The organism is Streptomyces sp. NPDC005648, from assembly GCF_040605395.1.
GTDB lineage: Bacteria > Actinomycetota > Actinomycetes > Streptomycetales > Streptomycetaceae > Streptomyces.
In genome coordinates this window covers 65,062-85,914 of record NZ_JBEXCS010000027.1, presented here as the reverse complement: position 1 = coordinate 85,914, position 20,853 = coordinate 65,062, and the positions used below count along the sequence as shown (strand labels likewise).

Here is a 20,853-nt window from a genome sequence, read left to right as displayed (position 1 = left end):
AGGGTCCGCGCCCGAAGACGCCACCCGGCAGCGGGACATGACGGTGGATCAGGGCTGGTGGAGGAACTCGTCGACCACGCGCACGAACTCCTCGGGCTGCTCGACGAGCACCATGTGACCGCTGTCGAACTCGACGTACGACGCGTTCGGGATCCCGGCGTGCAGTTCGCGGGAGTGGTGGGTCGGCACGGCAGCGTCCGGGTTGCAGCCGATGACCAGGGTGTCCGCCTGGATCTTCCCGACCAGGTCCCGGATGTCGGTGCGCACCAGCAGCTCCAGTTGCCGGATACGTCCCGACGACGGGCTCAGATGCGCGCCCATCGCGTCTACCTCCGCCAGGCTGTTGATGTACTTCGGGCTGAACGCGGTGGTGGTCAGCACGCGGCCGAAGGCCACGGGGTCGTGCTTCTGGCTCAGCGTCAGGCCGATGAGGTTCTCCATGTAGCGGTCCGTCTGCACGAGGCCGCCCACCGGGACCACACGCCGGACCTTGTCCGGGTGGAGGGCCGCGGTGGCCGCCACGACCGACCCGCCGAGCGAGAAGCCCACCAGGTCGACCGGGCCGAGCCCGGAGTGCTCGATCACGGCGGCGACCTCGTCGGCCAGTTGCTCCATGGTCAGAGCGCTGTCGTCGTCCTCGGCGGCCTCGCTGCCGGACAGGTCGGGGAGGATGACCGTGTTGCGCTGCGCGAAGGTGTCGACCAGGTGACCGAAAGCCGCCTCGCCGCCCTTGCCGACGCCGTGGACCAGCATCAGGGCCGGGCCGGAACCGGTGACGCGGTACTGGATGCGGGAACTTCCCACGGTGATCGTAGGCATGACTGATCATCCCTTCTGGATCGTGAAGTAGACGCGACGGCACCAGTGACGTTTCGCCTGGTGTGTGCGGATTGTTTTTCACGCCGTCGAGCGATCGAGGACGGCGGCAGGAGAAACCACGCCCGGACTCACGGTCCGCCCGGCAACCGGGCGTCAGTGACGAGGTGCAACGTGTGGCGCGGTCGATGCGGGGGCGGAATTGCCGCCTGCGGCCCGCTGCAGGTCTGACTGACGAAGGAACACTAACAGACAGTACTGCCTGTTTGTCAACGCTCTACTTTCGAACGTTCGGACGCTACCCGGAACCCACCATTCCCCCTCTAAATGGGGTATGAAATGGCACAAAGGGATGCCCGGCGTACATGGACTGGTTACCCGGGCATGGTTTCAAGGACGTCACACTGCGGCAGACTTGCCTGTTTTATTTGGAACGCAGAGTGGACCGGTACCAGCCGGCGTGCCGGGCGAGGCCCTCCTCGAAGCCCGCGCCCGCGGCCAGGCCGAGGTCCGACCAGATCCGGTCGCTCGCGAACCAGTGATCCGTGGCCATCATGTCGAGCGGGTTGGTGGAACGGCCCAGCGCCCGCAACCGCTCCGCCGCCCGCTCGTAGGTCGCCACGCCCTCGGCGAGCGGGAGTCCGGCGGCCCCCGCGAAACCGCGCAGCAGGGCGTCGGCGGTCGCCGGACGCGGATGGTTGGCGTGGTACACGGACGCCGTCAGCCGGTCCCCGGGCGCGAGAGCGGCCCCGAGCACGAGCCGCGCCAGATCGTCCACGTCGACGGCCGAGACGAGGGCCGGCCGGCCCCGGATGCCGCCACCGATCGCACGGACCAGGGCGAGGAGACCGGGGCCGACCCAGCGGTCACCGGTCCCGTAGACGATGTGGGGGCGCAGGACCGTGCCGCCGGCCGCGAGGACCAGGTCCTCGGCGGCGGCCCGGGTGCGGGAGGTGGGCGAGCCGGGGTTGCGCACCAGGTCCTCGGGCCGCGCCTCGCGGAAGGTGCCCCGCCCGTAGACGGAGGCGGTGCTCAGATAGACGACGCGGGAGACCCCGGCCCGCCGCGCCTCCTCGACCAGGGCCTCGGTGCCGCGGACGTTGACGGCCTCGCACTCCTCCTCGGTGCCGCCGACGAGCGAGGCACAGTGCACGACCGTACCCACGCCCGCGCACAGACCGCGCAGCGATCCGGGATCGCCCAGATCGCCGGCGACGACCTCCACCGCGCCGGGCGCCCCGGGAAGCGCGCGCCGGTGGGCGAGCACCCGCAACGGCGGCCCCCCGTCCGGCAGCCGGCCCGCGTGGCGCACCACCCGGCCGCCGACGAAACCGCCGGCCCCCGTGACGAGGAGGCCGGCGGATTCATGACGCCCATCGCCGTGACGTGGTGTCACAGGTGCCATGTGGTGACTTGCGCGGTGAACACGACATCGCCGTTCTGTGTCGCGGTCACGTTGACCAGCGCCGGCCCCTCCTTGGTGGACTCCTCCACTTCGGCCTCGATCCAGCAGGGGGCGTCGAGTTCGGCGTAGCGCAGGAAGGCGCTGTCCATGGCCGGTGTGAGCACCGGCACGGCGTGGACCGCCTGGGCCGCCTGGCGGGCGGCCTCCATCAGCACCATGCCGGGGACGTGGTCCACGGGATGGTCGAAGAGGATCGGGTGCAGGGTGTCCACGCGCAGCTGCCAGCGGTTCCCGGTGTCCTCCGGTTCGAGGAGCACCACGTCGGACAGCAGCGCGCGGCCCACGGAGGCGGGCTCGACGACCCGGCCGCACACCCGTTCCGCGCTGGTCGGCCTCGCTCCGCGCAACCGCCGGTAGACCGCGGGCGTGAGACAGCTGAACTCCGCCTCGGCGTAGCCGATCGTGCGGTCGTCGCGCACGAGCCTGGTCCGGTACCGCATTCCGGTGAGCCGGTCGCCCCGCTTGGCCAGGTCGTGACAGGTCACCCGCATCTCCACCTCGGTGGGGACGGGGGCGGTGGCCAGACCCTCCGGTGCGACGGTGTAGGACAGCCTGCGCATCAGGAACTGATGCCCCAGGGGGACACCGAACTCCGCGTGCGCGAGGAGCGAGCCGACCTGGCGGACGGACTCGGCGACGAGGAGGGGGTCCTGGCAGCCGGCGCGCGGCGCGAAGAACGAGTGCCCGCGGGGCCACTGCGCGCTCACCACGAAACCATCAGGTCGTCCTGGTTCCCAGTCCGTGAGGAAGACCTCGGCCACCGCCGCCCGGTGTGTGTACTCTCGGGGAACGGTCCGTGTCAGCCGCTTCCGCGGGTGCCGCATCCCCGTTGTGTGACGTTCATGTTGAAGGTGTGTTTCCTGTTCAGCCGTACACGTGTCCGCTTTGAGATCCTTTTGCATGAATGTGGTCTCCGAAAACAGTCCCCTGTACACATGTGCTAACGGTCGCGTCGTACGCTACAGGCCGACCTGTCTTTTTTGCAGAGGATCCACGAATTGGTGCGTCAAGAACGAGCCATCAGAACCCGGCAGACGATCCTCGAAGCCGCGGCCGAGCTCTTCGACGAGTTCGGCTACGAGGGCGCCAGCACGACGGACATCATCACGCGCTGCGGACTGACCCGGGGAGCGCTGTACCACCACTTCCCGTCGAAGGAATCGATCGCGGTGGCCCTGGTGGACGCCCAGTCCGAGGCGCTCAAGGCGCCGGAGCGGGACCTCGGGCTGCAGTCGCTCATCGACCTGACCTTCGAGTACGCCCGACGGCTGCAGGCCGACCCGATACTGCGGGCGGGGGTGCGGCTGACGGTGGAGCAGACGTCGTTCCGCAGCCCCGGCAGCCGTCCCTACCGGGCGGCCGAGGACGCGGTGTACCGGCAGCTCCAACTGGCGGCACAGAAGGGGGAGTTGCTGCCCGGGCTCGACATAGAGGAGACCACTGAGTTCATCGTCGGCGCGTTCACCGGTGTGCAGCTGGTTTCCCATGTGTACTCGAAACGCCGGGACCTGCTGGAACGGGTGTCGGCGATGTGGCGGCTGGTTCTTCCCGGTCTCGCGGTGCCGGGTCTGCTGCTGCGCCTTCGGGTGACTCCGCCGTAGCGAGCAGCGGCCGTACGAGGTCCCACACCCGCAGGGAGCTGTCCGGGTCCCACCAGTGCACCTTGACCCGGCTCAGGGACTCCAGGCCCGCGGTGATCACCACGACCAGGTCCGCGACCGCGCCCATGTCCGGACGGTCCCGCAGCCATGCCTCGGTGCGCTGGTGCAGCGCCTCCAGCACCTCCTCGCGCAGTCTCGGGGCCGGCTCCTCGGTGCCGTCGGCCGTCAGCCGCAGACCCGCCCCGATCACGGGATCCTCCAGGGCGGCGCGCCACAGCGCGTCGCCGAAGCGGGCCGCCGGTTCGGCCGGCGCACCGGCGAAGGCGGCGTCCAGCATGGAGATCACATCGGCGTGGGCCTCGCTGTAGACGGAGGCGGCCAGGGCGCCCTTGGTGGGGAAGTGGAAGTTCAGGGCTCCCCGGCTCACCCCGGCGTCGCGGGATATCGCGTTCAGCCCGGCGGACCGGAGCCCGGTGCACCTGATCAACTGCGCGGCGGCACGGATGAGTTCATAACGGGTGTGCTCAGCTCGGGGGTGCATCCGCTACCACGTCCTCTCCGACGAGACGGCCTTATCGAGCGCCGCCATCGTTGCACCGAAACCATGAAACAGACAACACTGTCTGATTTCTGCGAGCACTTCTCATGGAGTCGACCGCACTGAGCAAGCCATGCGCGTACGGTGTCTTCACGGACGGTGTGGGCCATCTCTCTTCTGAGTGAAAGGTGCAGGTCAGCGGGGTGCCGGTGGTTCGCGGCGGCCCCGGACAGGCCTCCCGAGTGGCCGATCCGGCCTCACGAACCTAGCGTCGTACTAAAATTTCCGGCTTGTTACGGAGCTGGAGGAGGACAACCCCAGGCAGACCTGCGGGCCCGCCAGCGCCCCGGAGGCTTCCGGGCTCGAGACGCGAGGACCGATGGCAGCCACACACGAGAGCAGCGCTCTCGGCCTGCTCGACGATGAGCTCAGCGCTGAGATCCACCAGCAGTTCGGCGACACCGCGCGCTTTTCCGGAGGTCAGGCGGCCTCCCCGCGCACGCTCGTCGACATCTTCGACGCATCCGTCCGCTCCTACCCCGACGAACTCGCCCTGGACGACGGCACCGTCCGTCTCACCTACCGTGCGCTGGCCACCGAGGTGGAGCGGCTGCGCGGGAGCCTGGCCGCCGCGGGCGTCGGCCTGGGCGACCGTGTGGGCGTCCGGGTCCCCTCGGGCACCAACGACCTCTACGTCGCCATCCTGGCCGTCCTCGCGGCCGGTGCCGCCTACGTCCCCGTGGACGCCGAGGACCCGGACGAGCGCGCCGAGCTGGTCTTCGGGGAGGCCGGCGTACGGGCCGTCGTCGGCGCCCGGCACCGGCTGACCGTCACCGGCCGCGCCGAGGTCCCCGCCGCCCGCCCCGGCGCCGAGCACGACGCCTGGATCATCTTCACCTCCGGCTCCACCGGCAAGCCCAAGGGCGTCGCCGTCAGCCACCGTAGCGCCGCCGCGTTCGTGGACGCCGAGGCCGCGCTGTTCCTCACCGACGACCCCATCGGGCCCGGTGACCGGGTCATGGCGGGCCTGTCGGTCGCCTTCGACGCCTCCTGCGAGGAGATGTGGCTCGCGTGGCGCTACGGGGCCTGTCTGGTGCCGGTACCCCGCTCCCAGGTCCGCAGCGGGGCCGACCTGGGCCCCTGGCTGGTCGAGCAGGAGATCACCGTGGTCTCCACGGTCCCGACGCTGGCCGCGCTCTGGGAGCCCGAGACCCTCAACGACGTACGCCTGCTGATCTTCGGCGGGGAGGCCTGTCCGCCCGAGCTGGTGCAGCGGCTGGTGACCGAGGGCCGCGAGGTCTGGAACACCTACGGGCCGACCGAGGCCACCGTCGTCGCCTGCGCCTCCCTCATGTCCGGCGAGGAGCCCATCCGGATCGGGCTGCCGCTCGACGGCTGGGAGCTCGCCGTCGTCGACGAGGCCGGCGAGCCGGTGCGCATGGGCGAGAGCGGCCAGCTGGTGATCGGTGGCGTCGGCCTCGCCCGGTACCTGGACGCCGAGAAGGACGCGGAGAAGTACGCGCCCCTGGAATCGCTGGGCTGGGAGCGGGCGTACCGCAGCGGTGACCTGGTGAAGGCCGAGCCCGAGGGGCTGGTGTTCCTGGGGCGGGCCGACGAGCAGATCAAGCTCGGCGGGCGGCGGATCGAGCTCGGCGAGGTGGACGCGGCGCTGCAGGCGCTGCCCGGTGTCGCCGGCGCCGCCGCCGCGGTGCGCACCGCCCGCAGCGGCAACCAGCTCCTCGTCGGCTACGTCGTCACCCAGGACGGCTGGGACCACGCGGCCGCCGTCGAGAAGCTGCGCGCCGAACTGCCCGCCGCGCTCGTGCCGCTGCTCGCGCCGGTCGCGGACCTGCCGACCCGGACGAGCGGCAAGGTCGACCGCAACGCCCTCCCCTGGCCCCTCGAGGGCCTGGAGACCGGCGGCCCGGCCGAGCAGCTCTACGGCACCGAGGCCTGGCTCGCCGAGCAGTGGACGGAGGTCCTCGGCATCCCGGTCACCGGCGCCCGCGACGACTTCTTCGCGATCGGCGGCAGCAGCCTCGCCGCCGCCCAGCTGACGACCAGGCTGCGCACCCGTTACCCGAGCGCCGCCGTCCTCGACATCTACCAGCAGCCGACCCTGCGCAAGCTGGCCCGCCGGCTCGAGGAGTCGGTGCAGGACGACGGCGCCCAGCGCACGATCGCCCCGGTGCCGGTCCGCGCCAAGGTGATCCAACTGCTCCTCCTCGTCCCCCTGTTCACCCTGCTCGGTCTGCGCTGGACGATCGCGCTGGCCGCGGCCGGGAACCTCCTGCCCGGCTGGTCCTGGCTGCCGACGGCCCCCTGGTGGCTGCTCGCGGCGGGGGCGGTGCCGCTCTTCAGCCCGCCGGGACGCCTGGCGATCGCCGCCGGCGGCGCGCGCCTGCTGCTGCGGGGCGTCGAGCCCGGCCGGTACGCGCGCGGCGGCGGTGTCCATCTGCGGCTGTGGACCGCCGAGCGGCTGGCCGAGTTCACCGGGGCGACCTCGCTGACCGGTTCCTGGCTGGAGCGGTACGCCCGTGCGCTGGGCGCCAAGGTCGGCCAGGACGTCGACCTGCACTCGCTGCCGCCGGTCACCGGCATGCTCAAGCTGGGCCGGGGCGCCGCCGTGGAGTCCGAGGTCGACCTCTCCGGCTGGTGGCTGGACGGCGACCGGCTGGAGATCGGCCAGGTCAAGGTGGGCGCGCACGCCACCGTCGGCACCCGCAGCATGCTCTTCCCGGGCGCCCGTGTCGGCAAGCGCGCCGAGGTGGCCCCGGGTTCCGCGGTCACCGGGCAGATCCCGACCGGCCAGCGCTGGGCGGGCGCGCCCGCGGTCAAGCTGGGCAGGGCCAAGCGCAACTGGCCCAAGGAACGCCCGCAGCGGGGCACGTACTGGCGTGTCATGTACGGCCTGACCGGCCTCGCCCTCTCCGCGCTGCCGCTGATCGCGGGCGGGGCGGCCTTCCTGGTGGCGCACGCCCTGGTCGACCCGGCCGCGCCCGTGCGGGGCGCCGCGCTCGCGCTCGTCCCGGCGACCCTGGCGTTCGGGGCGGCGTACGCGCTGCTGATCCTGGTCGCCGTACGCCTGCTGAGCCTGGGGCTGCGCGAGGGCACGCATCCGACGCACAGCAGGATCGGCTGGCAGGCCTGGACGGTCACCCAGCTGATGGACCGCTCGCGCGAGACGCTGTTCCCGCTCTACGCGGGGCTGGCCACCCCGGTCTGGCTGCGGCTGCTCGGTATGAAGATCGGGCGGGGCGCCGAGGTGTCCACCGTGCTGGCCCTGCCGAGCCTCACCACGGTCGGCGAGGGCGCGTTCCTGGCCGACGACACGCTGACCGCGCCGTACGAGCTCGGCGGTGGCTGGATGCGGATCGGGCGCGCGGAGATCGGGCGGCGGGCGTTCCTCGGGAACTCCGGGATGACCGCGCCGGGGCGGAGCGTGCCGGACGGCGGTCTCGTGGGCGTGCTGTCGGCGACACCGAAGAAGGCCAAGAAGGGCAGCTCGTATCTGGGGCTGCCGCCGGTGAAGCTGCCGCGCAACGCCTCCGAGGGCGACCAGAGCCGGACCTACGACCCGCCGGCCCGGCTGCTGTGGGCGCGTGGCCTGGTGGAGCTGTGCCGGATCGTGCCCGTGTTCTGCTCCGCCGCGCTGGCGGTCGGCACGGTGGCGCTGCTGTGCCTGCTCGGGCCCTGGGCGCCGCTGCTGTCCGGTCTGGTGCTGCTCGCGGCCGGAGCCGTCGCCGGGCTGGTGTCGATCCTCGCGAAGTGGCTGCTCGTCGGCCGGCACCACACGGGTGAGCACCCGCTGTGGAGCGGTTACGTCTGGCGCAACGAGCTCGCCGACACCTTCGTCGAGGTCGTGGCGGTGCCCTGGCTGGCCGGTTCCGTGCCGGGTACGCCGGTGATGACGGCCTGGCTGCGGGGCCTGGGCGCCCGTATCGGCAAGGGCGTCTGGGTCGAGAGCTACTGGCTGCCGGAGACCGATCTGGTGACCCTCGAGGACGCGGCGACGGTGAACCGCGGCTGCGTGCTGCAGACCCACCTCTTCCACGACCGGATCTTGCGGACGGATACTGTTGTCCTCCGTGAGGGCGCCACGCTGGGCCCTGGCGGGATCGTGCTGCCCGGCAGCACGATCGGGGCCCGTACGACCCTGGGTCCCGCGTCGCTCGTCATGGCCGCGGAGTCCGTCCCGGACGACACCCGCTGGCTCGGCAACCCGATCGAGGCATGGCGTCCCTGAACGCGGGCCACTCGGGGTCGGTGAGCGGTGCACCGGCTGAGCGACAGAGTGGCCTGAGTGGGCAGGGAGCAGAAGCGGCAGTGGCGGTTCAGCAGGCGGCGGGTTCGGATCCGTACTTTCCGGAACACGGTGACGGGCGTTACCGGGTGCACCGGTACGAGCTCGCGCTCGACTACCGCCCGGGTCCGAACCGCCTGGCGGGGTCCGCACGGATCAACGCCATAGCGGGACGGTCGCCGCTGGCCGAGTTCGTCCTCAACCTGTCCGACTTCAAGATCGGGCGGGTTCGGGTCGACGGACGTCAGCCGCACTACACGCACCGCGGCGGCCGGCTCCGGATCCGTCCGGCCAAGCCGGTCCGCCCGGGCGCCGCGTTCACGGTCGAGGTGCACTGGTCGGGCAACCCCAAGCCGGTCGCCAGCCCCTGGGGCGGGCTCGGCTGGGAGGAGCTGGAGGACGGGGCGCTGGTGGCGAGCCAGCCGATCGGGGCGCCGTCCTGGTACCCGTGCAACGACCGGCCCGCCGACAAGGCCTCCTACCAGATCTCGGTCACCACGCCCTCGGCGTACGCGGTGGTGGCGGGCGGCCGGCTGCTGACCCGCACCACCCGTGCGTCCACGACGACCTGGGTGTACGAGCAGGCCGCGCCGACGTCCAGCTATCTGGTCGGCCTGGCGATCGGCAAGTACCAGACGGTGCTGCTCGGCGACCCCGGTCCGGGCGGGGTGCCGCAGCACGGGCACATCCCGGCCCATCTGCTGCCGGAGTTCTCCCGGGACTTCGCTCGGCAGCCGCAGATGATGGACCTGTTCCAGGAGATCTTCGGGCCCTACCCGTTCGACGAGTACGCCGTCGTCGTGACCGACGAGGAGCTCGACGTCCCCGTGGAGGCACAGGGGTTGTCGCTGTTCGGCGCCAACCACGTGGACGGGGCGCGGGGTTCGGAGCGGCTGGTGGCGCACGAGCTGGCCCACCAGTGGTTCGGCAACAGCGTGTCCATCGCCAACTGGCGGCACATCTGGCTGAACGAGGGGTTCGCCAAGTACGCCGAGTGGCTGTGGTCGGAGCGGTCCGGTGGCCGCAGCGCCCAGCAACTGGCCGCGGCGGCGCACCGGTTGCTGTCCTCGCTGCCGCAGGATCTGCGGCTGTCGGACCCCGGCCGGAAGTCGATGTTCGACGACCGGCTCTACGAGCGCGGCGGTCTGGTCCTGCACGCGGTGCGCTGTGCGCTGGGCGAGGAGGCGTTCTTCCGTATGCTGCGCGGCTGGACCGGGCTGCACCGGGGCGGCGCGGTGACCACGACGACGTTCACGGCCCATGTCAACCGGTACGCGGACGAACCCCTGGACGCCCTGTTCGAGGCATGGGTGCACGGCACCCGCCTGCCCGCGCTGCCCACCCAGCTCCCGGCCCGCCCGACCCACCCGCCCACCAACGCCGAGTCGGCGTAGGGGGCGGGGCACGGGGTCGGGGGCACCGGGTCGGGCCGGCGGGCCCCTGCAGCAGAATGGACCCCATGTCCCGACGTACCTCGCGATCCAGGCCGCAGCGCGGCTCCGCCCCTGGGCACAGCCCCTCCTGCCCGTGCGGTTCCGCGGAGACGTACGAAGGGTGCTGTGGCCGGTTCCACCGGGGTGAGGCCCCGGCGCCGACCGCCGGGACGCTGATGCGTTCGCGCTACAGCGCTTTCGTGAAGCGCGACGCGGAGTATCTGCTGCGGACCTGGCACCCGAGGACCCGGCCCGCCCAGGTGGACTTCGATCCCGGGATGCGCTGGACGGGTCTGGAGATCCTCGCCACGACCGACGGCACGGCCTTCCACACCACCGGCACGGTGACGTTCCGGGCGTCCTTCAAGGGCGGTTCGCTGCATGAGCGGAGCCGTTTCGAGCGGGTCGACGGCGCGTGGTTGTATGTGGACGGGGAGTTCCTGGACGACTAGAGCCCATCAGAAGGGCCCTGGCGGGTGCCGAGTTCCCCGTACAGCCGGACGCAGGTCTCCGTCCCCCGGTGCAGCCGGGTGAGGGCGAAGCGTTCGTTCGGGGCGTGTATGCGGTCGCCCGGGAGGCCGAAGCCCAGCAGGAGGGTCTGGGTGCCGGTGAGGGCGGCGAGGTCGGCGACGAACGGGATGGAGCCGCCGGAGGGCAGCAGGAGGGGTGCCCGGCCGAAGACGGGGGCGGTGGCCCGGCCCACGGCGGCGACGCCCGGAGCACGGTGGTCGAGGCGGTACGGCGGGCACGAGGCGAGAAGGGTGAGCCGCGCCCTCACTCCGCGCGGGACGCGCCGCGCCAGATGGGCCCGGAGGGCTTCGAGCACGGCGGCCGGGTGCTGATCGGGGACCAGGCGGATGCCGAGTTCGGCGGTGGCCCGGTGCGGGATGGCGGCGCGGGCGGCGGCCCGCAGAGCGGTGACGACCACGGCCGGGCGGACGGTGGTGCGTTCGAAGGCGGAGTACCCGGGTTCACCGTGTCCGCGAGAAAGCCGCGCCTCGGCCAGGAGCCGGCGGTCGGTGGGGCCGTCGCGCGCGAGGCGGGCGCGGGTGGCCGCGCTCGGCGGCCGTACGTCGTCGTGGAAGCCGTCGACGGCGATACGGCCGTCGGGGCGGCGCAGGCTCGCCAGCAGGGCCGCCAGCACCTGGGCGGGCTCGGCCACCGCGCCCCCGTAGGCGCCGGCGTGCAGGTCGGTGGCGGGGCCGGTCACGTCGAGGCGGACGGCGAGGGAGCCGCGCAGGCCGGTGACGAGGACGGGGGTGTGCGGGTCCCGCATCCGGGTGTCGGAGACGACGGCGAGGTCGGCGCGGAGATGGGCCGGGTCGCGGCGCAGGTCGTACCGGAGCGTGGGGCTGCCGATCTCCTCCTCCCCGTCCAGCACGATCCGCAGATTGACGGGCGGCCCGCCGGTCGCCGACCAGGCCTCGACGGCGGCGAGTTGGGCGACGAGCTGGCCTTTGTCGTCACTGGCGCCGCGGGCGTGGACGTGGCCGCCGAGGACGGCCGGGCGGAACGGGTCGGTGACCCAGGCGGTCCGGGGTCCGGCGGGCTGGACGTCGTAGTGGCCGTAGACGAGCACCACGGGGGCGCCGGGGCGTCGCAGCCACTGGGCGGTCACGACGGGAGCGACACGCCCCGGCCGTACGGTGACGGCGTCGAGGCCGGTGCGGTGGAGGTGGGCGGCAAGCAGCGCGGCACATCGGCGCAGGTCGGGGCGGTGGGCGGGGCTGGAGCTGACGGTGGGGTGGCGGAGCAGGTCGCGCAGGAGGGCGAGGGTGTGGGGGCGGCGGGTCCGGGCGTGCTGGAGGGCGGCGTCGACACGGGTGCCGTTCGTCCGCCCGTCCACGCGGAGCGCGGCGGCACCCGGGTGAGGCGCCGCCGCGCCCCTGTCACCGCTTCCGGTCACACGCGCGCCCCGTTGAGGTGCGCCGGCCCGCGGCCCCGGGTGCCGCCGGCCGGGCCGGTGCCCCGGGACGCCGGCGGGGCCGGTGGACGCGGGCGGGTGACGCGTCGGGCGCCTGCCGCGGGGGCGGCCGAGCGGTCCCAGGGCATCCCTCGGCGGTCCTCCTGGCGTTCCGCGACGCCCAGGGACTGGGCGCTGGTCAGCCATTCCTCCGCGCTTTCGGCGATCTCCAGCAGCAGCGTCTCGAACTTCGCCCGTTGGGTCTGCAGCAGATGCGGCTGGGCCAGCCAGCGCAGCACCTCGCGGCCGGCGATCGCCATGCGCTGCCGAGGCGAGGTGACCAGGCGTTCGCCGAAGTACTGGGCCAGCACGATCTCGACGACGTCCCAGGCGGTGTCGGCGCCGTAGAGCCGTTTGATGTCGTCGGAGCCGAGGATGCGGTACGCCTCGTCGAGGAGCTGCATGACCTCGACGCGCAGCACGTTGACATGGCCGTACGAGGTGAACTTGAGGTTGTTGCGCAGATCGAGGCCGGCCCGGCGGACGACGGCGATGCTGCCGAAGCTCGGGTCGTAGGCCCGCTCCCGCACCACGTCCGCGATCCGCTTGTCGCGGTGGAAGAGGGCGACCTGGTTGACGAAGTGCTCGAACAGGCCGTGGTAGTCGCTGTTGGCGCGGGAGCCGGCCGGGACGGGCGCCCTGCCGTAGCCGAACGCCCGGCGGTAGGCGGCGAGTCGGTCACGGCGGGTGTAGCGCAGCACCTCGCGGCGGTCGAACTGGTAGAGCGCGTACGCGCCCGCGCCGCTGGACAGGTACACGGCGCCCGCGCGGAACAGCTCCTGGAGCTTCTGCACGGCGCGGAACACGCCGATCATCTCGTGCTGGTAGATGTAGTAGAGGTCGGCCATCGCCACCAGCCGCTCGGACGACACCGTCTCGTCGTACGGCTCGATGGCCTGGGGCAGCCGTGTCTTGCCGAGCGCGTCGGCGGCCTGGTCGCCGATGCCGACGAGTTGGGCGAGGCCCTTGTCGGGCGGCGGCGGCTGCTCCAGGTCCGCCTTGACCGCGGACCGCAACAGGTCGTCGATCTGCTTCGTCAGCACGTCCGCCAGCTGCGGATCGGCGACGAGCTGCGCGGACAGCCGGTCGGTGACGGTCTCCCGGAGGGCCGCGATGCGGTCGAGGAAGGCCTGGTAGTCCTGTTCGTTCGCCATGGGTCTCCTCCGTCAGGTCGTCAGGGCGTCGACCGTGTTGCTGCGGATGCCGCCCGGGTTGACCACGGTGATCAGCCAGGTGATCGGAGCGGACGCCGTACCGGTGGGCAGGATGCCGAAGGTGAAGGTCGCCCGGCCGGACCGGGCCAGGTCCACCGGCCCGGTGGCGGGGAACTCCCCGAACTGGGGCCGGCCGGCGGCGCTGAGCACGGCCTCGGAGCCGGGTACGAAGCCCCGGCCGACGACGGTCACGGTGGTGGAGATCCCGTTCTCGCCGGCTCCGGCCGAGTCGACGAAGACGATCTCCACGGCCTCCGGCCGCCGCACGGCGCCCGCCAGCCGGTCGGCGATGTCGAGCTGTCCGCCGAGCTCGCGAAGTGCCCGTAGGACACGCGGTGTCCGGATGCCGTCGGGCAGTGTCCGGTCGCCGCCCCGGCCGACCGGAGGTGTGACCAGCTGCTCGGTGAGGTGGATCAGCCGCGCGAGCTGTTCCAGTACGGGCGCGATGGCGATCACACCGTCCTTGCCGGCGTCCTGGATGAGCCTGGGCCCTTCGACGGTCGAGACCCGGACCACCCAGTCCAGCAGGTCGGACAGGAGGATCGGCGGGGTGGGCGGGGTGCCGTCGGCGAACCGCAGCTGGATGGTCTGGCGTTGGGCCGCGTCGACGAAGACCGAGTCCAGGGCGAAGACGGTCTCCTCGACCGACTGGGCGACGACGTCCAGGCTGCGGGAGAGCTGGATGAGGATGGTGCCCAGCGAGGTCTGCTCGGTGGTGCCGGCGAACAGGTCGCGGTCGACGTCCCAGCCGACGGCCAGCGCGAGGACATGGTCCACGACGATACGGAAGTTGGTGATGATCCGTTCCTCGTCGAGGGTGCCGACGCGCGCCGTGGACAGGCCGAACCGGTCGCGCAGCTGGGCGAGTTGGCCGCCCACCGCGTCCGGGTCCTGCCGGGAGCCGGGGTTGCGGGAGCCGAGCAGCAGCGTGAACAGCTCGTCCACCCGCTGGATGCGCGGGCCGCCCTCGACCGCCAGCTCGTCGACGAGTTCGCCGAGTTCGGTGCGCACGATGGACCGTACGGCCTCGGTGTCCTGCGGGTCGGCGGCCGGGTCGAGCGGGGTGAGCCCGTCGAGCAGCGGGGTGATCTGGTCCAGCGCGTTCTTGGCCCGCTGGTGGATGCTGGCCTGCGCGCCGGTGAGGGCGCCGAGGTCGGCCTGGACGGCGTAGCCGCGCGGACGCCAGGTGAACTCGGTGTGCCCCTGCACCTCGCGCAGCTCGAAGGCGCCGGCCAACGCGGCCTGGAATCCCGAGGTGTTGGAGCCGGGGCGCCATCCGAGGACATCGCGCAGGGCACCCTCGACGGTCTGCCCGTAGGACGAGGCGCGGTCGGCGGTGCCGGAGAGCGTGGCCCGGCCGCCCGAGGTGCCGATCTCCTCGGTGAGCACCGGGAAGGTCGACAGGTCGACCAGGTTCTGGTCGGGGGCGGGTGGAGGCGGGGGCGGTGGGCCTGCGCTGCCGTTGACGCGGTGGGTGATGTCCATCCGGGTCGTGGAGTGCACCTCCACCGGGAAGCGGCGCACCGGCCTGCCGTCCTGGCTCGCCACGCTCAGCAGGAACCGGCCGGCGGTGGGCGCGGCCCACTCGTAGTGCCCCGTGTCGGTGGTCTGGGTGGTGCCGAGGAGTGCTCCTCCGTCGGCGCTGCGGATCTCGACGGTCGCGAAGTCGAGGGGCTGTCCGTTCTCGTCGTGGACGAAGCCGAGGACGAGGTGCGGTTCCTCGCCGAGGACGAGGCCGGGCGCCTCGGTGGTGCGCTGTTCGAGGGCGGTCGCGGTGACACCCTCGGGCGGGTCGGCGACGAGAGCGCGACCGCCGACCGTCACCGGTGAGCGGGCGAGGGAGACGGTCCAGGCGCCGGCGGGCAGGTCGTCGAGCGTGTAGCGGCCGTTGACGTCGGTCGTCGCCAGCTCCAGGCGGTCGTTCTGGCGGGCGGCGATGCCGACGCCGTGCAGGGGCACGCCGGCGCGGTCCGTCACCAGTCCGGTCAGCTTGCCGGTGGCCGCGGTGGACAGTTCGAAGGCGAAGGAGCCGGACAGGTCGAGGTCGTCGCCCGCGCGCACGGTCAGGTTGGCGCGGTGCTGCCCCGGCACGGCGACGACGGGACGGCGGGTGGTGCCGTAGGTCGCGCCGGAGGTGTCGACGACGGCGACGGTGAGGCGGCCCGCGGGGACGTCGTCGAAGACGCAGGTGGGGTCGACGGCGTCGGTGGACCGGCGCTCCGGTTCGGCGTCGGGGTCGTCGTGCCGGGTGAGTTCGAAGACCACGCCCGACAGCGGGGTGTCCCTGAACCGCGGGGTGACGGCGAGCCGGGCGGGGGCGGGCCGGTAGTAGACGTCGACGCCGTACTCGGGCGCCCTCCCGCCCCTGACGGCCGCCCTGTTGGCCTCGAAGGCACCGTCCCGGGCGACGGCCCGGGCGCCGGGGTGGTCGCAGGGAATGACGGTGACGAGTTCGTCCGGGCAGGCGGCGTACACCGCGCCGTCCGCCCCGCTCACGAAACCCTTCCCCCGCACCCTGATCTCCGCGCCGGCGATCGGCTCACCGGACTCGAACAGGGCGTGCAGCGGGAAGAGCCGTTCGTTCTCGTCCGGCAGCAGCACGATCTCCGCTTCGCCGGGCCGGTGTTCGGGCACCTCGATGTGGTGCCGGTCGTCGGTGCCGCCGTGGGTCACCAGCGGACGGGTGAACTCGGCGGGCCCGTGCAGCACATCGACCCGGTAGCAGCCGGCCGGCACCTTCTTGTGCCTGAGCAGGCCGTGCTCGTCCGAGCCGTGCAGGACGATCGGCCCGCACTCCTCCTCGTCGTCCGCGGGCGGATTGCCGCGCGTCAGCTGGAGGACGACGCCGGAGGGGGTGGGCCATCCTTCGCGCCACCGGTCGGGCTCCTTCTCGTCCACGCGGCGCGGGCTGAGGAAGACCCGGATCGTGAGCTTCGGCATCGTGCTCTCCTTCCTCTCCAGGTCAGCGGCGTACGCCGGACGTGGAGCACGTGGTGTTCGGCGCGGCGGTCTGCTGCCGGTGGGCGAGGGCGGCGGGCGGGACATCGCCCCGAGGCGCCGGCCGGCGTGGGTGGACACGGCGGACCGCCTCGTCCGCCCACCCACCGGCCTCCCGGCCGAACACGCCGCCCGGCGCGCCCGGTTCACAGCACTCGTCCCCCAACAGCGATCCCTCACAGCGGAGTTGGTCGGACAGGGCGATCCGCTCCGGTGCGCGTGTGGAGGCGCGCGGGCGGTGCGGGGACGACGTGAGGCGGTGCGGGGACGACGTGAGGGCCGCGTGGGCGGGACAGCTGGTCGCGCGCGCGGGCCGGGTGGCCGTGCAGGCGGGTCGGCTGGCCGCGCAGGCGGGACGACGGGTGGTCGCGCGGGCGGGACGGGTGGTCGCGCGGGCGGGACGGGTGGTCGCGCAGGCGGGACGGGTGGCCGCGTGGGCGGGGCGGGTGGTCGCTGTCATCGCCTCGCCAGTTCCGTGTAGAAGTTGCGGGTGATCACGCCCGGGCGGGCGAGGCGGCGGTCGAGGGCCGACCGGGCGGCGCCGATCAGGAAACGGGCCGGGATGATGCCGGGGTCGGTGCCGGCGGCGAGGCGTTCGGCGGCCTCCCGCTGCATCGCGTACTCCTTGCCGCCGAAGGGCAGCACCTGCGCGAGGCCACGGTGGCCGAGTTGCGGGAAGGGACGGAAGCAGAGGGCGTCCACGACCGCCGGGTGGGCGGTGGCGAAGGTGGCGAGCAGCTCGCGTGGCAGCGTCCCGGCGCGCGGGTCGGGATAGATCGTCCGCCACAGCCGCCCGTAGCGCTCGGCCTGCTCCTCGAACCCCGTTCTGCGCAGCAGCTCGATCGAGATCCAGGCCCGGAACCAGGGCGTGGGATGCGGACCGACCGGGCTGTACGTCAGCACGGTCGCCGGCGCGCGGCCGATCACGTCGAGCAGGGAACCGACCACGGCGGGACCGCCGAGCAGCAGGGCGCACAGGTCGGCGTGGATCTCGCGGTTCCACCGCACCCAGGTGCGGACGACGGCCGGCGGGCAGCCCTCGTCGAGGAGCCGTCGGGCGATGGCACGCGGCACCGCCCTGTCGAGGCCGAGGTCGCTCTGGAGGTTGTGGGAGACCTCGTGGAGGACTGCGCCCAGGGTCCAGGGGTTGACCAGACGGTGATAGGGCAGCTGGACGAGCGGGAACGGGTTGAGACGACGGCCGAGCCGGCGCAGCGGGATGCCCCGCCGGAAGGTGGCCGGGGAGAACCCGGTGCGCATGAAGGAGAAGGGCGGCGGGGCGGGCAACGGCTTGGCCTCGCCCACGCCGAGGTAGGCGGCCTGGTAGCACGACAGGGCGATCCGGTCGCAGGACAGCAACGCGTCCGCGAACACCGACTGCCGCTGCCCGAACAACTCGAAGTAGAAGTCCCAGATCCGCTCGACCTCACGCACCCAGTCGTGGGCCCGCTCCTTGGCGGTGAGCAGCGCCTGCAGCCGGCGCGTCTCCGGCCGCGCCGCCGCACCCCGCGCCAGCTCCCGCACCTGCTCGCTCTGCCGCAGCAGTTCCGTGCGCAGCTGCCCCAACAGGGCGTTGACGGCCTGGAGATGACCGGCGGTGGGCGCGGCGGCTCCGTCACCGAACTCCCCGGCCCGGAAGGGCCGCAGCGCGGCCGCGTGCCGGGTGACGTTCAACCCCTGTGCATGGAGCCAGGGTTGGCGGACGGGGGTGACGGCGGGGGGCCTCGGGGCAGGCCTGCCGGACTGGACGGCGGCGGTGCCGGGATCGGGCGTACGGACCTGGGCGACCGGCACGGGGCGCTTGCGCGTCCGGGCCTGGGCGGCCATCACGGGCCGCACCCCGGTACGGGTCGCCACACCGGTCCGGACCCGGTCACCGGCCAGAGGCACGGTCATCATCGCCCTCCCGTCGAACAGCCCAAGCACGTACCCCCACCCACGGCCCACCGCCCCGGCCGACGCCCCGTGCGGACACAAACCCACTACGCCCCTCCCCGGCGCGCGGGACCGCGGAGGACCACACGGCCGCACGCCGGCACCCGCAGACGAACCCTGAAGGCGCAGCCCCACTGCGCCCCCCCGCGGCGCGCGAGACCGCAGTGGAGCACACGACCCCGGCACCGACCGCCGCACGCCGGTCATGGTCGACGGGCCCGACGGACACGAGTCCGCTGCGCCCCTCCCCGGCGCGCGAGAGCCCGGAGGACCACACCACCCCGCCACCGACCGCCGCGCGCCGGCACCCGCCGACTGCCCCTGCGGGCGCAGGCCCACTACGCCCCTCCCTGGGGCGCGGGGTCGCGGCGCAGGTGTGGTTGTCGGTGGGGGTGGGTGAACGGCGCCGACTCACGCGTGTTCGCCCGACAGGTGGCCTCATTGTCGGCCCCCGTCAGTAGCCGTACGGCCTGCGGGCGCGGGCCGGGCGGTAGGCGGGGACCGGGATCCACGCGACGGACAGGGGCGGCAGACCGGCGGGAGGGGTGGCCACGCGGCGCGGCGCGTACCGTCGCCGTGTTCCCGGCACGACCGTCGGCCGGCCGCGCAGCCCCGGTGCGGCCGTGCTCGTCGGCCCAGCCGCCACCGCCCGCACCGCGGCGGACGAGAGCGGTGCCACGCCGGGCGCTCCGGACCGTACGGCCTGGTGGTAGCGGCGATCCACGGCCCGTGCCCGTCGCAGTACCGCACGGCGGCGGCGCGGGTCGGACAGGACGGCCGCCGTCTGGCCCGCCAGCGTGCGGGCCGCGGACCGCGCGGTGACCGGGCGGCCCCGGGCGGCCTGACGGGCGAGGCTGCGGGTGGTGCGTACGGCGATGGTGGGGAGCGCCCTGACCAGCGGCCGGGTCGCGGGGTTGCGGCGCAGGGTGCGGGTCACACCCGCGAGGCCGCGCACCAGGTGCGGGGCGCTGCGGATGACGGCCGGTGCGGCCCGGCGTACCAGGCCCACCGCGATGGGCGCGAGCGCCCCGATGAACGCCTCCGCCTCCTCCTCGGACTCGGTCTCGGTCGCGGCGTGCCCGAGGTGTTCCATCAGGGCGTCCGGGTAGACCCGGCGGAGGGGGTTGGTCATGCCCTCGGCCTCGTACTCGAACTCCCCTTCGCCCTCGTACTCGTACGCGCGAAGAGCCCCGCGGCCGTGGTGCGCCTGGTTCTCGTACTCCTCCTCGAACTCCCCCTCGTAGAGGGCCTCGTCCTCGTACTCCTCCTCGAACTCGCCCTCCGCCTCGAAGAGGTACTCCTCCTCCGGGTCCCCGCCGCCCAGCGCGCCCAGCGCGGAGCGCGCCGCCCGGCCGGCCAGGCCCGCGAGCGAGGACAGGAACTCCTCCCCCTCGAACTCGCCCTCGAACTCCCCCTCCAGTTCGCCCTCAAGGCCTGACTCGGACTCGTGGAGGTTCTCCCACTCCCCCTCCAGCTCGGGAAGCGGTGCCGCGCCGGACGTCCTGGGACCGGCTCCGTTGGTCGTGCTCATGGCCGCAGTCCTTCCTGTGACTCAGCGCAGGGCCGAGTGGCCGGGGCGGCGGGGCCGCGCGCCCGCGTAGGGGCGCCGGGTGCGGGCGGCCGGACCGGCGCCGCGGACCGCGGTCGCGGCACGGACGTTGCGCTGCAGCGCACGCGCCGTCTGCTGGGGACTGCCCAGCACCCGGCGGGTCTGCCCGGCCATCACGCGCGCGGCGGTACGGCGGTCCGCGGGCCGGCCGGCCGCGGCGCGGGCGCCGAGGACACGGGCGGTACGGCGGACGATCAGCGGCACGGCACGCACGGCGGGCCGGGTGGCCCGCCGGCGGCGCAGCAGCCGGGTGAGCACACAGGTGGCCCGCACCAGATGCGGCAGCAGCCGGCGCAGCGCGGCCCGGTCCCGGGCGGAGAGCGCGCTCACGGTGGCGGCGCCGATCATCGCCTCGGCCTCGGCCTCGGTCTGGGCCTGCGCGGCGACGGCGGCCATCATCTCGGCCATCGCCTCCTGCCGGCTCAGCGGCCGGGACGACTCCTCCTCGGCCTCCGCCTCGAACTCGGTCTCGGCCTCCTCCTCGTAGAGGTACTCCTCCTCGAACTCGCCCTCGCCCAGCGCACGGGCCGCGGCGGTCCCGAGGGCCCCGCCGAGGGGTCCGCCGAACGCGGTGCCCACCATCGGGGCGGCGACGCGGGCGACCTGGCGCAGGATCGGGGCGGCGCGGCGGACGAAGGAGCGGATGCGGCGGAAGAAGGCCTCGTCCTCGAACTCGCCCTCGTACTCCCCCTCGAACTCGCCCTCGTACTCGCCCTCCCACTCGCCTTCGTACTCCTCCTCGAACTCGCCCTCGCCCTCGCCGAGGAGTCCGCCGAGGGCACCGGCGATCCGGCCGAGGAACTCCTCGCCCTCCTCCTCGCCCTCCTCCTCGTAGAGGTACTCCTCCTCGCCGGCGCCCTCGAACTCGCTCTCCAGGGCGGCTTCGTTCTCGTACTCCAACTCGGCATGGCGCATCTGCATCGCCGCCTCTCGTCACGCGGTCGGACAACTCACCCTTGTCACCCGGGAGTTGGACCAC

Annotated in this window: 14 protein-coding genes and 1 pseudogene; 4 read left to right on the top strand and 11 right to left on the bottom strand. The window is 73.2% G+C overall.

The features are described from left to right. Positions 1–48 precede the first annotated feature (48 nt). From ABZT17_RS18105 to ABZT17_RS18095, 3 genes are all read right to left on the bottom strand, one after another. A complete protein-coding gene (locus tag ABZT17_RS18105; RefSeq protein ID WP_356349891.1) occupies positions 49–819 on the bottom strand; it encodes an alpha/beta hydrolase in 771 nt (256 codons plus the stop codon). 421 nt (positions 820–1,240) lie between these two features. Next, a complete protein-coding gene (locus ABZT17_RS18100; RefSeq protein ID WP_356349887.1) occupies positions 1,241–2,221 on the bottom strand; it encodes an NAD-dependent epimerase/dehydratase family protein in 981 nt (326 codons plus the stop codon). Then, a complete protein-coding gene (locus tag ABZT17_RS18095; protein WP_356349885.1) occupies positions 2,209–3,105 on the bottom strand; it encodes a ScbA/BarX family gamma-butyrolactone biosynthesis protein in 897 nt (298 codons plus the stop codon). The genes ABZT17_RS18100 and ABZT17_RS18095 overlap by 13 nt, the downstream gene beginning before the upstream one ends. Before the next feature lie 177 nt (positions 3,106–3,282). Between ABZT17_RS18095 and ABZT17_RS18090 the strand changes: the two genes are divergently transcribed. Next, positions 3,283–3,882 (top strand): ScbR family autoregulator-binding transcription factor, encoded by a 600-nt coding sequence (locus ABZT17_RS18090; protein WP_356349882.1) that lies wholly within the window; start codon positions 3,283–3,285, stop codon positions 3,880–3,882. Between the two features lie 382 nt (positions 3,883–4,264). On the opposite strand, the pseudogene ABZT17_RS18085 reads toward ABZT17_RS18090, so the two are convergent. Beyond that, positions 4,265–4,423, bottom strand: a pseudogene (locus ABZT17_RS18085) (helix-turn-helix domain-containing protein); the annotation flags it as partial. Positions 4,424–4,799: 376 nt separating this feature from the next. Here ABZT17_RS18085 and ABZT17_RS18080 point away from each other — a divergent pair. The 3 genes from ABZT17_RS18080 to ABZT17_RS18070 all read left to right on the top strand — a co-directional run bounded on the left by ABZT17_RS18080 (position 4,800) and on the right by ABZT17_RS18070 (position 10,608). Continuing rightward, positions 4,800–8,666, top strand: a complete 3,867-nt coding sequence (locus ABZT17_RS18080) for a Pls/PosA family non-ribosomal peptide synthetase (protein WP_356349879.1) — start codon at positions 4,800–4,802, stop codon at positions 8,664–8,666. Positions 8,667–8,746: 80 nt separating this feature from the next. Continuing rightward, positions 8,747–10,117, top strand: coding sequence for a M1 family metallopeptidase (locus ABZT17_RS18075; RefSeq protein ID WP_356349877.1), 1,371 nt, complete (start codon positions 8,747–8,749; stop codon positions 10,115–10,117). Between the two features lie 65 nt (positions 10,118–10,182). Then, a complete protein-coding gene (locus tag ABZT17_RS18070; protein WP_356349875.1) occupies positions 10,183–10,608 on the top strand; it encodes a YchJ family metal-binding protein in 426 nt (141 codons plus the stop codon). On the opposite strand, the gene ABZT17_RS18065 is transcribed toward ABZT17_RS18070, so the two are convergent. From ABZT17_RS18065 to ABZT17_RS18035, 7 genes are all read right to left on the bottom strand, one after another. Beyond that, the gene (locus tag ABZT17_RS18065) at positions 10,605–12,062 is read right to left on the bottom strand and encodes a M20/M25/M40 family metallo-hydrolase (RefSeq protein WP_356349872.1); all 1,458 of its coding nucleotides are present in this window, start codon (positions 12,060–12,062) and stop codon (positions 10,605–10,607) included. The two genes, ABZT17_RS18070 and ABZT17_RS18065, sit on opposite strands and share 4 nt — an antisense overlap. After that, complete coding sequence (locus ABZT17_RS18060) at positions 12,059–13,273, bottom strand: hypothetical protein (protein WP_356349870.1); 1,215 nt, start codon at positions 13,271–13,273, stop codon at positions 12,059–12,061. The genes ABZT17_RS18065 and ABZT17_RS18060 overlap by 4 nt, the downstream gene beginning before the upstream one ends. A gap of 12 nt (positions 13,274–13,285) precedes the next feature. Continuing rightward, positions 13,286–16,273 carry a carboxypeptidase-like regulatory domain-containing protein gene (locus tag ABZT17_RS18055; RefSeq protein ID WP_356349868.1) on the bottom strand — a complete coding sequence of 996 codons (2,988 nt, stop codon included), beginning with the start codon at positions 16,271–16,273 and terminating at the stop codon, positions 13,286–13,288. Positions 16,274–16,295: 22 nt separating this feature from the next. Next, positions 16,296–16,790, bottom strand: coding sequence for a hypothetical protein (locus ABZT17_RS18050; RefSeq protein ID WP_356349866.1), 495 nt, complete (start codon positions 16,788–16,790; stop codon positions 16,296–16,298). Then, a complete protein-coding gene (locus ABZT17_RS18045; protein WP_356349864.1) occupies positions 16,787–18,226 on the bottom strand; it encodes a hypothetical protein in 1,440 nt (479 codons plus the stop codon). Before ABZT17_RS18045 ends, ABZT17_RS18050 begins: the two co-directional genes overlap by 4 nt. Before the next feature lie 493 nt (positions 18,227–18,719). Beyond that, positions 18,720–19,796, bottom strand: coding sequence for a hypothetical protein (locus ABZT17_RS18040; RefSeq protein ID WP_356349862.1), 1,077 nt, complete (start codon positions 19,794–19,796; stop codon positions 18,720–18,722). Between the two features lie 21 nt (positions 19,797–19,817). Next, positions 19,818–20,795 carry a hypothetical protein gene (locus ABZT17_RS18035; RefSeq protein WP_356349860.1) on the bottom strand — a complete coding sequence of 326 codons (978 nt, stop codon included), beginning with the start codon at positions 20,793–20,795 and terminating at the stop codon, positions 19,818–19,820. Between the last annotated feature and the right edge of the window lie 58 nt (positions 20,796–20,853).